13 protein-coding genes, 1 other RNA gene and 1 pseudogene are annotated in these 13,543 nt (G+C 69.0%); 6 read left to right on the forward strand and 9 right to left on the reverse strand.

The genetic code is table 11. From position 1 onward, the window contains the following. Together VK923_01350 and VK923_01355 are read left to right on the forward strand one after the other, a co-directional pair. Positions 1-351, forward strand: a 351-nt coding sequence (locus VK923_01350; protein HSJ43312.1) for a hypothetical protein, incomplete at its 5' end; no start/stop codon positions are given. Positions 352-695: 344 nt separating this feature from the next. Continuing rightward, positions 696-1,709, forward strand: a complete 1,014-nt coding sequence (locus tag VK923_01355) for a zinc-binding alcohol dehydrogenase (GenBank protein HSJ43313.1) — start codon at positions 696-698, stop codon at positions 1,707-1,709. 828 nt (positions 1,710-2,537) lie between these two features. On the opposite strand, the gene VK923_01360 is transcribed toward VK923_01355, so the two are convergent. After that, positions 2,538-3,119, reverse strand: a complete 582-nt coding sequence (locus VK923_01360) for a TetR/AcrR family transcriptional regulator (protein ID HSJ43314.1) — start codon at positions 3,117-3,119, stop codon at positions 2,538-2,540. 72 nt (positions 3,120-3,191) lie between these two features. On the opposite strand from VK923_01360, the gene VK923_01365 reads away from it, so the two are divergent. Continuing rightward, the gene (locus VK923_01365) at positions 3,192-3,872 is read left to right on the forward strand and encodes an NAD(P)-binding domain-containing protein (GenBank protein HSJ43315.1); all 681 of its coding nucleotides are present in this window, start codon (positions 3,192-3,194) and stop codon (positions 3,870-3,872) included. 462 nt (positions 3,873-4,334) lie between these two features. Then, entirely contained in the window at positions 4,335-4,583 is a 249-nt protein-coding gene (locus VK923_01370) for an aldo/keto reductase (GenBank protein HSJ43316.1), read from the forward strand. Between the two features lie 211 nt (positions 4,584-4,794). On the opposite strand, the gene ssrA is transcribed toward VK923_01370, so the two are convergent. The 8 genes and pseudogenes from ssrA to prfB all read right to left on the reverse strand — a co-directional run bounded on the left by ssrA (position 4,795) and on the right by prfB (position 12,038). After that, positions 4,795-5,148: a transfer-messenger RNA gene (gene ssrA, locus VK923_01375) on the reverse strand. Between the two features lie 134 nt (positions 5,149-5,282). Next, positions 5,283-5,660: a hypothetical protein gene (locus VK923_01380; GenBank protein ID HSJ43317.1), complete on the reverse strand. Its 378-nt coding sequence runs from the start codon at positions 5,658-5,660 to the stop codon at positions 5,283-5,285. Between the two features lie 104 nt (positions 5,661-5,764). Beyond that, positions 5,765-6,223 carry an SsrA-binding protein SmpB gene (smpB, locus tag VK923_01385; protein HSJ43318.1) on the reverse strand — a complete coding sequence of 153 codons (459 nt, stop codon included), beginning with the start codon at positions 6,221-6,223 and terminating at the stop codon, positions 5,765-5,767. Between the two features lie 4 nt (positions 6,224-6,227). Further along, entirely contained in the window at positions 6,228-7,430 is a 1,203-nt protein-coding gene (locus tag VK923_01390; GenBank protein HSJ43319.1) for a S41 family peptidase, read from the reverse strand. A gap of 115 nt (positions 7,431-7,545) precedes the next feature. Then, on the reverse strand, positions 7,546-8,793 hold the full coding sequence (locus VK923_01395; protein ID HSJ43320.1) for a peptidoglycan DD-metalloendopeptidase family protein: 1,248 nt from the start codon (positions 8,791-8,793) through the stop codon (positions 7,546-7,548). A gap of 166 nt (positions 8,794-8,959) precedes the next feature. Beyond that, complete coding sequence (gene ftsX, locus VK923_01400; protein ID HSJ43321.1) at positions 8,960-9,838, reverse strand: permease-like cell division protein FtsX; 879 nt, start codon at positions 9,836-9,838, stop codon at positions 8,960-8,962. Then, positions 9,828-10,514 (reverse strand): cell division ATP-binding protein FtsE, encoded by a 687-nt coding sequence (gene ftsE / locus VK923_01405; protein HSJ43322.1) that lies wholly within the window; start codon positions 10,512-10,514, stop codon positions 9,828-9,830. The genes ftsX and ftsE overlap by 11 nt, the downstream gene beginning before the upstream one ends. A 462-nt stretch (positions 10,515-10,976) precedes the next feature. After that, a pseudogene (gene prfB / locus VK923_01410) lies at positions 10,977-12,038 on the reverse strand (peptide chain release factor 2). Positions 12,039-12,226: 188 nt separating this feature from the next. Between prfB and VK923_01415 the strand changes: the two are divergent. Then, positions 12,227-13,270, forward strand: coding sequence for an NAD-dependent malic enzyme (locus VK923_01415; GenBank protein HSJ43323.1), 1,044 nt, complete (start codon positions 12,227-12,229; stop codon positions 13,268-13,270). Next, on the forward strand, positions 13,267-13,437 hold the full coding sequence (locus tag VK923_01420; protein ID HSJ43324.1) for a hypothetical protein: 171 nt from the start codon (positions 13,267-13,269) through the stop codon (positions 13,435-13,437). The genes VK923_01415 and VK923_01420 overlap by 4 nt, the downstream gene beginning before the upstream one ends. The last annotated feature ends 106 nt before the right edge of the window (positions 13,438-13,543 follow it).

The following is a 13,543-nucleotide window of genomic DNA, read 5'->3' on the forward strand; positions in this document are numbered from 1 at the left end:
CAGGCCGCAGGACACGACCTGCGGCGCGTCGTGGACGACGTCTGCAGCGCGCTGGCCGATGAGGGCCACCTCGACGCCAACCGCCGTGACGGATACGTCGTCCCGGTCTACGAGCGGTCGGTCGAGGAGCTGCGACGACCGTTCGAGCAGGAGGTCGGCCGGCGCGTCCACCTCGAGCAGCTCACCACCCCGCCGTGTGCCGAATCCGATCGCCGAGCGGTGCCGCGCCGACGGGGACGCCGAGACCTTCGCGGAGAGTTCACGGCGTTCTTCCGCGCCTGGAGCGAACCAACGCTGCGGGAGGTGCTCGCGCTCGAGAGGATGTCGTCGACCAGCTGTACCGGCGTGTAGTCGCGCGCGCGACCGATGCCGACCGGTTCAGCGTCGAGGTCACGGCGACGCTGATCGCCCCACCGCAGCGATTCACCCGGATCGCGTGGTCGCCCTCCCTCAGCCGACGGTCGTGTGCTCCTCGACAACGACCATGCCGGTGCGCTCGAGGTCAGACGAGCGCGGCTGGCCATCGTTTGCGATGGCCGTGGCACGCCTAGCGCTCCTCCGTTTGCAGGCCCACAGGCTGGCACCATGGTGATGCTGCCGTCAGCTCGCGGTACTGCGTGATCCAGCAACCCTGAGGTTCGCCGTTGCAGCGCTGGGTGGGACGCGGGCGACTCGCGCCGAATGGGAGGTCGGAGATGTCCAACCGCGGCCAGCAGATCATGATCGTGGGGCCCCGGCGGGTCCGCCTGGACGACTTCGACGCAGCCGTGGCCAACCTCAGCGCAACCGAGGTGGTTGTACGCACTCGCGTGACGCTGCTCAGTGGCGGCACGGAAGGCGCCTTCTTCCAGGGACTCCCGCTCCCGGGCAGTGCCCCGCGCCCGTTTCCATGGGCGACCGGCTACGCCAACGTGGGCGAGGTCATCGCGGCCGGGAACCAGGCCGGCGTAGATGAGGGCGACGTCGTGTACACGCTGGGTCATCATGCCACGCATGTTCGCGTCGACACGGCCCACCAGCTGTGTGTAGCTGTCCCGGATGGACTTGAGCCAGAGGTCGCTGTGTTCGCCCGGCTCATCACGGTGCCGCTGGCCACCGTGCGCACCGCACGGGCGCGGGCAGGAGATCCTACGGCTGTCGTGGGGCTGGGGCTGGTCGGAAACCTCGCTGCGCAGGTGTCGCAGGCGGCGGGCATGCCCACGCTGGCCGTGGAGCTGGTTCCCGAACGCCGGGAGCTGGCCGCACGCTGCGGGGTACGCAATGTCGTCGATCCGACTGACGTCGACAGCCTGCGCCCGGAACACGTGCTCGTGATCGAAGCGACGGGCACTGCGGGCGGGTCCATGACCGCGCTGCAACTCGCGCGGCTGGGTGGGGAGGTATCGCTGGTCGGAACACCGTGGGTGGCCGACCCGTCCATCGCGGCGAGCGACGTGTTCCGCGCCGTGCACCTGCGGTATGTGACGTTGCGCAGCGGGTGGGAGTGGCAGCTCCCGCTCTGCGACATCGCCGGGCAGGCGCACGCGGTGCACCAGCCGGGGTCGGTGGCACACAGCACGGGCTACTCGTTTGACCTGCTGCGGTCCGGACAGGTGCGGGTGGGCGACCTCATCACCCACCGCGTGACCCCGGACCGATGTCAGGAGGTCTACACCCGCGCCGTGGACGGCAAGGACAGACAGCTCGGCGTCATCTTCGATTGGCAGTAGAGCGGTTGCCCCGCAGGTGTCCGGACCCACCGTCGTCTGGTTGTCGGTCATTGGCTGCCCGCAGGCTCAGGACAGAAGACGCTCTTGCCGGCGTGTCGATTCCATCGGGGTCGCTCGTAGTGGGAGTGACGGCACCGCAAATCGTCCGAGCGAGGAGCAACGAGCATGGCTCAGTACCTGCTCTCGGTATGGCATGACAACATCTACGAGGTCGACTTCGAGGGCGACGAGATGCAGCGTGTCGTCGGGCCGGTCGATGAGTTCAACTCGCAGCTTCAGACCGCCGGCGCGTGGGTGTATGCCAAGGGGGTGCAGCCAGCATCGTCAGCCACCGTGGTGCGGAGCGCCGACGGTGAGGTGTGGATGACCGACGGACCGTACGCAGAGTCGACGGAGCAGATGAGCGGGTTCTGGGTCATCGAGGTCGCGATCTCGACATCGCGCTCGACTGGGCCCAGAAGGCGGCAGTCGCCTGTGAGGGCCCGATCGAGGTGCGACCATTCCAGAGCGAGTGACGACCTCGACGCGGTGTTCCGGCGCGAGGCCGAGCCGTTGCACCGCCGCGCTGATCCGCATCCTCGGCGACCTACGCGACAACCACGCCTCACCGCGCATTCCGTCTGCGGCCGGACTGCCCGACCGTCTCCACGTCGTTCTGTCCCGCCATTGCAGTGATCTCACCGCGGGCCACGCGGCGCCCGCAGGCAGCAGCTCACCGACCACCGCACCCTCCCCGCGGGAGGCATCGACCGAGCGTGACTCGCGTGCGGCGCCAGGACCGCGTCGACCGGGCATGTCACAACCGGCTCGTCGTTTCAGGGCAACCCCTCAGCGGTGGGCGTCGATGAGCGCGCGGGCGGCGTCGGTGAGGCCGGTCGCGGGGTTGGTGGGACCGAACATGCGGGCGGCGACCCAGGCGCCGTCCATAAGCAGCAGCAGCTGATCGGCCAGCTGCTCGGGAGCGTGGAGATCGGCGTGCCGGGCGAGGTCGGCGAAACGGTCGCGGACGGCGCGTTTGTGCGCGACCGCGACCCGATGGCCGGGGTGGTCGCGGTCAGGGAACTCGGCGGCGGTGCCCTGGAAGGTGCAGCCGAAGCACTGCGGACTGGTGGCGAGCCGCTCGACGGCGACGAGCATCTCGAGCAGCCGTCCGGCGGGTTCGTCGATGCCCTCGGTCTGGTCGTCGAGCCACAGCCAGAACTGCCGGTTGGACTCCTCGAGGTAGGCGACGATCAGGTCGTCTTTCGAGGGGAAGTGCCGGTACAGGCTCATCTTGGCCACGCCGGCCTCGGCGATGATCGTGTCGATGCCGACCGCGCGGAACCCGTCGCGGTAGAACAGCCGCCCGGCGGTCGCCAGGATCCGTTCACGTGCCGGCACGTCACGGAACTCGCGCATCACGGTTGACATGATACAGAACAGTCTGTACGTTCCCACCATCAGGCAAGTAGACAGACCTGTCTCAGGCACGGGAGGGCGAGCATGCGGATCGCGGTGTTCGGGACCGGCCCGGTGGGCAAGGCGTTGGCGGCCAAGCTCGCCGAGCTGGGTCATGCGGTGACGGTGGGCACGCGGGATGTGGCGGTGGCGATGGCGCGCACCGAGCCGGATACGTTCGGCAACCCGCCGTTGGCCGGGTGGCGGCAGCAGCATCCCGACGTCGACGTGGCCAGCTTCGCCAACGCAGCGGCGGGCGCCGAGCTGATGGTCAATGCCACCAACGGGGCTGGTTCGATTGCAGCCCTGGAGGCCGCCGGAGACGAGCACCTCGTGGGCAAGGTGCTGGTCGACGTCGCCAACCCACTGGACTTCTCCGGCGGCATGCCCCCGTCGCTGCTGGTGTCCAATACAGACTCGTTGGGTGAGCAGATCCAGCGACGCTTCCCCGACACACGGGTCGTCAAGGCGCTCAACACGATGAACGCGTACCTGATGGCCGACCCCAAGCAGCTCTCCGGCGGGGACCACACCGTGTTCGTCGCCGGCAACGACGGCGATGCAAAGACCCAGGTGACCGAGCTTCTCGAGTCCTTCGGCTGGACCGACATCATCGACCTGGGGGACATCACGGCTGCGCGGGGCACAGAGATGTACCTGCCGCTGTGGGCACGACTGTATGCCGCGCTGGGGACGCCGATGTTCACCATCAAAGTCGTCCGCTGAGCCGAGCCCAGCGGTGGACGGACCGGTGCCACTGGCACGGTCGGGTCTGCGGTTGTCGATCAGCTCGTCGCTGCCCGGCGCGGGGGTGCGTGCGCCGGCACGTGGGGCGCAGTTGCAGCGGCGAGGTGTTTCGACGGTGCCAGGCTCCTCATAGCCCGGTCCACCGCCGCGGCCGCCGGGATCGCATGGAAGCATCTGCGGCCCAACGTGTTCATGCAGAATCTGATCAGCTGCCACGGTGCGTCGATCCGCCGCACCGGGTCCTTCTCGCTCGCACAGGGTGACGCCTGCGTCAGCTTCATCGACGTCCGCGAGGGAGCATGATCGCCGATGAGGGCGTGCGGTAAGCGGCACGGACGGCCGGCCACTTCATCCGCTCTCACAACCTAGGTTGGTCCCTCGTAGTCCGAAGATCGCCCTTTGCGTCGTACGGGGATACCGGCAGCGGCTGTTCGTCAAGGAATGCGACGCGACCGGGCCATCCCGCCGGACTACGACACCGCGGACGCGCCACGCCGGCTTGGCACACTGCAGGACGTCGCCGAGGAGCTCGGCGCGACCCCCAACCAGGTCGTGCTGGCCCGGATGATGCAAGGCGACCCGCCCATCGTCCCCGTGCTCGGCGTCAGCACCGTCGACCAGCTCGATGAAGGCCTCCGATCGGTCGACGTCGAGTTGACACCCGAGCACCAACGACGGCTCGACACATGACGAGGGCGTTGGGGACGCCTGCCGGGAACCGATCGCCACGTGACTCCGCGATCCGCCATTGCGGCGATGCTGGGCCTCCTGACCAGCCGCACAGTCACTCTGATCGCCACGCAGGGCTACCGCAGCGGCGTGGCCGTCAGGCGCCATCGCCGGTGACACCGTTCCGTCGTGTGGACGTTGAGAGCGCAGCGAACTTGCGAGCTGTTGCACCAAGTGGAGGTGCGGGGAATCGAACCCCGGTCCAGATGCCTCGTTCCCGAGAGCGCTACGAGCGTAGGTTCCGGCAGGTTGTCGGGTCGTCCGCTCCGGAACCGAGCGGCTGGACAACCGTACGTCACCAAGGTGTTCCGCGTCGCCGGTGACGGCGACGACGCGGTGAGCCTGGTTCACGATGTCCGGTCCCTCACTCCAGGCGAGATCGGGCGGACAGGCGACCTAGTTAGGCCGCCAGGGCGAAGTTGTCTTCGGCACCTATAGGGTCGCCTGGACAGTTTCACGAGATGACCAGGCGTACTCGGCTCGCTCTCCCGGGACCGACTGACATCTGTCGAAACCAGTCACCCCCGAAGCGGGTCGTGCTGTTCAGTTGTGAAGTGACGCACCCCAAGCCTACCCGCGCCGCCTCGACCCAGAACGGGCACCCTGGACGGCCTCGTGCAGCGCGGACCAACGGGCCAGCAACACGGGAACGGTCGGCCGTCACCGCGGCGGTCGGATCCGCTGACCGGGACGCACCGGTCGCCATCCCGGCGAGCGACCACGCCCGGCAGCGATCCGTCTGGCGCGAACCTGCCCGATCTGCTGCACGACGTCCACACCAGCGCGAAGGTCGCTGGCAGTGACGCGCTCGGACGTGCCATCCGTCGCGACGAGCACTCTGCCCGGCGAGAGGTCAGCTGCGCGATCGCTGTCGACGGTGTGCCACCGACGGCCGTCGCACTCGACGACGAGTGACGCCTCGGGGAAGCGTGCGTCGGCGATCACACCGGGCAGAACCTCCGTCCCCCACGCTGGACGCAGGTCCTGCGCGCCCAGCGCCAGCGCGAGCTGGCGCTCGCCGTCCGCGGCTGCCGGCACACACCGCGCTCGACGATCTCGAGTACTCCGGCCGTGACCCACCCTCGACGGTCGACTCGGGTACACCGCTGGCGCGGAGCCACGCGCGTGTGATCAACACGACGTTAGCGTCGCTGGCGATCACGCAGGGCGCGCTGCATCTGACGGTCGGCGTCGCGCTCGGCGATCGCCTTGCGCTTGTCGTGCCGCGCCTTGCCGCGCGCGAGGCCCAGCAGGACCTTGGCCCGTCCGTCCCGCCAGTACAGCCGCATCGGCACCAGTGTGCGGCCCTGCTCCTGGGTGAACTCCGCCAGCTGATCGATCTGGCGGCGGTGCAGCAGCAGCTTGCGCTGCCGCGTCGGATCGTGGTTGGCGCGGTTGCCGAACGCATACTCGGGGATGTGCGCCTGCACCAGCCAGGCCTCGCCGCCGCTGACCGTGGCGAAGGCCTGCGCCAGCGATGCCCTGCCCTCGCGCAGCGACTTGACCTCCGTGCCCGTCAGCACCAGGCCCGCCTCGACGGTGTCGACGATATCGTAGTCGTACCGGGCACGCCGGTTGACGGCGATGGTGTCATCAGCCACAGCGTCAGCCGCCCACCTCGAGGAGTTGGTCGAGCTCGTCGAGCGCGGCGTCGACCTGTGGGTCGTCCTCGACCTCGACGGGTTCCTCAGTCTCGTCAACCGCGGCCTTCACATCCGGCTTCACGCCCACGCCCTCGATCGAGTCGCCCGAGGGCGTGAAGTAGCGGGCCGTGGTGAACTTGGCGCCCGACCCGTCCGAGAGCTGGGCGATCGTCTGCACCGTCCCCTTGCCGAACGTCGCCTCACCGACGATCGACCCGCGGTCGACGTCCTGCACGGCACCGGCAACGATCTCGCTGGCGCTCGCCGAGTTCTCGTTGACCAGCACGACCAGCGGCACCTCGTCGAACGCGTCGTCGACGGCGCCATAGGTCTCGCGCTCGCCGCCACGCTTCTTCACCGCCACGATGTCGCCGTCCTCAATGAACACGCTGGCCACCGAGACGGCCTCGTTGAGCAGCCCGCCCGGGTTGTTGCGCAAGTCCAGCACGATCCCGTCCGCGCCATCGTCGACCAGCTTCCGCACGTCGAGCCGGACCTGCACGCCGGCGCCGTCGGCGAACTGGTACAGCCGCACGTAGCCGACGTCGCCCTGCAGCATCTCACGGGTGGTCAGCGGCAGGTCGAACTCGGCGCGGGTGATCTCGAGCGTCCGACGCCCCTCGTCGCCGCCGGCCAGACCGAGCGACACCGTCGTGCCCGGCTCACCCTTGACCTTGGCCACGATGTGCTCGAGGGGAGCATCCGATACGTCCTCGCCGTCGACGGCGACGATGCGTTCACCCTCTTCGATGCCCGCCTTCGCGGCCGGCGTCTCAGGCAGGACGCTCACGATCACCGGGCCCTCCGGCGCGTCCTCCCCCTCTGCCTCCTGCAGCATCAGGCCCACGCCCGAGAACGTGCCGTCCAGCGAGTCGTTGAAGTCCTCGAAGGCCTCGGCCGGAAAGTACCTGGCGTACTTGTCGTCGACCTGGTCGAGCATCCCCTGGATCGCGCCGTCGACCAGCTTCTCGGCGTCGGGCGCATCGACAGCGCTGTCGTTCAGCGCCTCGTACAGCTCGATGACCGGATCAAGATCGGCGACGGCTTCGGCGCTGGCACCGGACCCCGCGGCGGTACCGCGCGTGACCAGCAGGTACAGGCCCACGCCTGCGACGACGGCGAGCACAACGCCGACGACGGTCGGGACCAGCCCGGAACGTCGCAACAATGATCGTGGTGCTTCGTATCCACCTGCCATCGCGCACCAGCCTGCCACGCATGGCGTGGCGCCGGGCCACGACCCCGGTCGTCCGGCCGCGACAGCTGTCGCGGCGGGGGCGTCAGAGGTAGCGGGCCGGGTCGGTCGTGACGCCGTCGACGCGCACCTCGAAATGCAGGTGCGGGCCGGTCGAGATGCCCGTCGAGCCGACGTAGCCGACCACCTGGCCGCGGCGCACGCGCGCCCCGGGGCCGACGGCCAGCCGCGACTGGTGGCCGTACAGCGTCGCCAGGCCACCGCCGTGCGAGATGACGACCACGTTGCCATAACCGCCCAGCCACCCAGCCGTCACGACGACACCACCCGAGGCGGCGACGATCGGCGTGCCGCTCGCCGCACCGAAGTCGGTGCCTGAATGCAGACGGCGGTAGCCCAGGACAGGGTGGGTGCGGTAGCCATAGCCGGAGGTGATCGGGCCGTTGACGGGCCATTGGAAACCCGAGGCGGCACGGCGCGTCGACGCGGTGCCGCCGCTGCGCTGCTTCGCGGCGATCCCTGCAAGACGGCGCTCGATCGCCTGCCCCTCCGCCTCGAGGTCGTCGATCGCGGCGCGGTAGCGGTCGGCGTCGCTGTCGAGCTCGGCGAACAGCGCACGGTGCTCCTGTGCACGGGCGGCGAGCTGCTGCTCGACCTCACGACGGCTGGCCACGAGCCCGGCCACCTCGTCGCGCCGCTCGGAGCGGTCAGCGCGCGCGGCGTCCTGCAGACGCTGGAGCTCGTCGAGGCGGGCGATCATCCCCTCGTACTCCCGCTCCAGCGTCGAGATCTCCTCGATCTTGTCCTTGTCCTCGGCGATCATCGTGCGCATGTACTGCAGCGACGTCCCGAGCTCGTTGGCGGTGTCGATGTCGAGCACGGCCTCTGCGTAGCTGATGCCGCCGTGCATGTAGGAGGCCCGAGCTCGGGCCCGCAGGAGGTCCTCACGCTCCTGCAGGTCGCGCTCGGTCGCTGCGAGCTCGTCACGGTGGACGTCGATCTCGGCCTGGGTGCGGCGCAGCGCCGTCTCGGCCTCTGCCAGACGCCCCTCGGCGACCTTCAGGTCCGCCTCGAGCTCGGCAAGCTCGGCGGCCAACGCCGTCTGCTCGGCATCGATCTCACGCAGCGTCGCGCGTGTGTGCTCCTGCTCGCGACGGGTCTCGGCCAGCCGGCTGCGCGTGGAGTCGAGCTGCTCGTCCACCCGCTCGCTGCGGCGTTCGGCCTGGTTGCGTTGCTCTCGCAGACTGCCGTCGGGGGACGCGGCGACCGGCGCCTGCAACAGCAGACATGCCGCGACAGAAGCTGCGAGCACGTGGGGAAGTTTCGCGCGCACGGCGTGGAACATAGGGGATGCACGCTCCAGAACGAAGCACCACGGACCGTTGCATCCCGTCGGCCCGGAGTGCCGTCTCGTGCGCACTTCAGTCGCGTGCTGTTGCGCCCTGTCGCCCACCGTGACCAGTGGGGCCCACCACCCGGGGTGGGCCACCGGGTCGTCCTCAGACGTCCAGGAAGCGGCGCAGCGACAGGAACGCCGCGATCGCTGCGATGCCGCCGCCCATGAGGACCAGCCACGGCATCACGGCGAGCACCTGTGGGATGCCGATGAACGGCACAAACTGGATCTGCTGCCGCATGCCGGAGACCAGCGTCACCATGCCGAGCAGCAGCAGGCCACCGGCCAGCACCGCCCCGGCCACGCCCGCCACGATGCCCTCCAGGATGAACGGCAGGCGGATGTACCAGTTGGTCGCGCCGACCAGTTTCATGATCCCCGTCTGGTCACGCCGCGCGAACGCCGTGATCCGGATGGTGTTGGCGATCAACGCCGCCGCGGCGATCAGCTGGAACACCGCGACCACGATCGTCCCACGCCGCACGAGGTTCATGAGCGTGAAGAAACGGTCGAGCGTGTCGCGCTGGTCCACGACGTCCTCGACGCCCGGATACTCGACGTACTGTGAGCGCACGATGTCGAAGTTCTCGGGGTTGTACAGCGACACGCGGAACGACGCGGGCAGGTCCTCGGGCTCGATGGCGTCGAGGACGGCCTCGTCGTCGGCGAAGATCTGCTTGGCGTGCTCATAGGCCTGCTGCTTCGACTCGTACACAACGCTCTCGACCTCGGGGTTGTTGTTGAGCTCCCGGTCGAAGTCGGCCCGCTGCTGCTGGGTCACGCTGTCCACGAGGAAGATCGAGACCTCGACCTCCTGGTACAGGATCGCGCGGGCCAGGTCGACCTGGCTGCGGATCAGCATGCCGACGCCGAGCAGCGCCAGGCTGACGGTGACCGTGACCACGGTCGCCAGCGTCATCAACAGGTTGCGCCGCAGGCCGATGCCGACCTCGGCGAGCAGGTAGCGCCACCTAGGCGCCATAGCCGTACACCCCTCTGCTCTGGTCTCGGACGACCTCGCCGCGGTGCAGCTCGACGACCCTCCGGCGCATCGAGTCCACGATGTGCTGGTCGTGGGTCGCCATGACGACGGTCGTCCCGGTGCGGTTGATGCGGTCGAGCAGCTTCATGATGCCGACGCTCGTCGTCGGGTCGAGGTTCCCGGTCGGCTCGTCGCACAGCAGGATCCGGGGGCGGTTGACGAAGGCGCGGGCCACTGACACGCGCTGCTGCTCGCCACCGGAAAGCTCATGCGGGTAGGAATCGAACTTGTCGCCGAGGCCGACCAGCTGGAGCACCTCCGGCACGGTGCGGTTGATCAGTGCGCGCGGCTTGCCGATGACCTCCAGCGCGAAGCTGACGTTCTCGGACACGGTCTTGTTGGGCAGGAGCTTGAAGTCCTGGAACACGCACCCGAGCTCCCGGCGCAGCGACGGGATGCGCCAGTTGCGCAGGTTCCGCAGGCGCTTGCCGGCGACGATGATGTCGCCGGTGTCGGGCTCCTCGTCCTTGATGAGCAGCTTGATGAAGGTGCTCTTGCCCGAGCCGGACGAACCGACCAGGAAGACGAACTCGCCCTTGGTGATGCTGACACAGACGTCACGCAACGCGACGACGTCGTTCTTGTACGTCTTGCTGACGTTGTCCAGACGAATCATCAGTGCTCCGTAGCTCTGATGTGCTCGAAAGAGGCCGCTGCTCGATGGATTCGATTCGGCGAGGCCCGTCCGCCGCGCAGTTCAGGGCGGCAGGGTCCGCTGTGGTTGTTGTCCGGGCACAGCCGGTCCACCGCGTGGTTCGTGGAACAAGGCTCGCGAAGGTCGCGGCACAGCACAGCTTTGGAGGTTACCACCGGGTTGTCGCGCCGCTGCGCCTCAGGGTCAGGCTCATGGGGCCCGAACCTGCCCGATCGTCCACTGCCATGCGTACGTATACCTGCCTGGACCCGGGCAGGTGGACCGACCGCTGCACCACGCGAGGTCGGCCACGTGGACTACCGCTGCACTACTTGAGATAGATCATGTGGACCACCGCTGCACTACATGAGATAGATCATGTGGACTACCGCTGCACCACATGAGATAGATCATGTGGACTACCGCTGCACCACATGGGGTCAGTCACGCCCGCGCCTCCGCCTCCGGGCGGTTGCGCCGCGCCTGCCACTGCAGGTAGGCGTCGATCACAGCATCAAGGTCACCGTCGAGCACGGCCGAGGTATTGCCCGTCTCGTAGTCGGTGCGGTGGTCCTTGACCATCTGGTAGGGGTGCAGCACGTACGATCGGATCTGGCTACCCCAGGCGACGTCGCGCTGCTCACCACGAAGGGCGTCGAGCTCCTCGGCGCGTCTGGCACGCTCCAGCTCCGCCAGCTTGGCCTTCAGCAGTGTCATCGCGGTCGCCCGGTTCTGCAGCTGACTGCGCTCGTTCTGGCACGACACGACGATGCCGGTCGGCAGGTGCGTGATGCGCACGGCCGAATCGGTCGTGTTGACGCCCTGCCCGCCGGGACCAGACGAGCGGTACACGTCGACGCGCAGGTCGTCGTCACCGATCACGACGTCCTCGTCGACCTCCTCGAGCACCGGGACGACGTCGACGCTCGCGAACGCCGTGTGCCGGCGGCTCTGCGAGTCGAACGGGCTGATGCGCACCAGACGGTGGACACCGCGTTCGGCCTTCAGCAGGCCGTAGGCGCGCGTGCCGTGGACGGTGAAGGTCGCCGAACGGATGCCGGCCTCCTCCCCCTCCTGCTCGTCATGCAGGTCGGCCCGGAACCCGTGCCGCTCGACCCAACGCAGCAGCATGCGCTCGAGCATCTGGGCCCAGTCCTGGGAGTCGGTCCCACCAGCGCCCGCGTGAACGGTGACGATCGCGTCGCGTGCGTCGTGCTCACCACCGAGCAGCACGAGGGTCTCGAGCTGCGCGAGCTCGTCGCGCAGGCGTGCGATGCCCGCCGCGACCTCCACGGCTGTGGCCTCGTCGTCCTCGTCGCGGGCGAGCTCGTTGAGGACCTCGAGGTCCTCCAGCGACTGGGCGAAGTCATCGTAGGAGCGCAGGTCACTCTCGATCGACGACAGGTCCGCCATCACATTCTGGGCGGTCGCCTGGTCGTCCCACAGGTCCGGTGCGGTCGCGCGCTTCTGCAACTCCGCCAGTTCGACGCGCTTGCCGACGATGTCAAAGGTACTCCTTGACGTCGTTCAGCTTGGTGCGGTACTCGCGCAGCTTGTCGCTGTGGTCGGTTGCCACCTGGATGTCGCTTTCGGTCGGGAGGGGATGGTCCGCATGCTAGCGGCGGGCGTCGCGTGTGGAGCCGGCGCCCGACATCTGCGACCGCGCTCCACGCCCGAGGCGTTACGATCCGGCCATGGCACGGCAGACCGCCCCCGCACCGGCACCCGCTGATGAACCCGTCATCAGCGACGACGTACGGAAGGTGCACGACGGCGGCAAGCTCGCTGTCGTCGCCACCACCGAGGTGCGCGACCGCCACGACCTGGCGCTGGTCTACACACCCGGCGTCGCACAGGTGTGCGCCGCCATCCACGCCCGTCCGGCCCTGGTGCGGTCGCTGACGATCAAGCGAAACAGCGTGGCCGTCGTCAGTGACGGCTCGGCCGTGCTCGGCCTGGGCGACATCGGGCCGGAGGCGGCGATGCCCGTGATGGAGGGCAAGGCGCTGCTGCTCAAGGAACTGGCCGACGTCGACGGCTACCCGATCTGCCTCGACGAGCGCGATCCCGACCGCATCGTCGACATCGTCGCCGCCATCGCCCCGGGCTTCGGGGGCATCAACCTGGAGGACATCAGCGCGCCGCGCTGCTTCGAGGTCGAGGGCAAGCTGCGCCGGCTCGTGGACATCCCCGTGTTCCACGACGACCAGCACGGCACCGCCATCGTGGTGCTGGCGGCCCTGCGCAACGCGGCGCGCCTGGTAGGCAAGCAGGTCGGCCCGGGTCTGCACGTGGTCGTGCAGGGCATCGGCGCGGCGGGCATCGCGGTGTCCGAGCTGCTGCTGGCCGCCGGCGTCATCGACCTCGTCGGGGTGGACCGCGGCGGCATCGTCACCGCACGCCGGAGCACGGCGCGCGACCCGATCTTCCGGCGCCTGGGCAAGCGCTCGAACCCGCGTGACCTGAGCGGCACGGTTGAGCTGGCGCTTGACGGCGCCGACGTGTTCATCGGCGTCTCGGCCGGCAACACGATCAGCGAGGCCCAGTTGCGGCTGATGGGGCGCAACGCGATCGTGTTCGCGATGGCCAACCCCGTGCCCGAGGTCGAGCCGGCGATAGCATGTCGGCACGCCGCCGTCGTGGCGACCGGCCGCAGCGACCACCCCAACCAGATCAACAACGTGCTGTGCTCCCGGGGCTGTTCCGCGGGCTGCTCGACGCCGGCGCGACACGCGTGAGCACCACCATGAAGCTCGCGGCCGCCGGTGCCATCGCCGGGCTGATCGACGACGACGAGGTGGCCGCCGACCAGGTGATCCCCTCTCCGTTCGACACCCGTGTCGTGCCGGCGGTCGCGGCGGCCGTCGCCGAGACCGCCCGCCGTGAGGGCGCGGTCGCGCGGTGAGCGACGACCCGCGCGTCGCGCGGCTCAGGTCCGAGGTTGCCGCGCTCACGCCGGTCGACGACCGCGAAGACCGGTCTCGGGCGAGGCTGCTGGCCGCGCTCGACGA

Source organism: Euzebyales bacterium, assembly GCA_035461305.1.
In the GTDB taxonomy this organism is placed as follows: domain Bacteria; phylum Actinomycetota; class Nitriliruptoria; order Euzebyales; family JAHELV01; genus JAHELV01.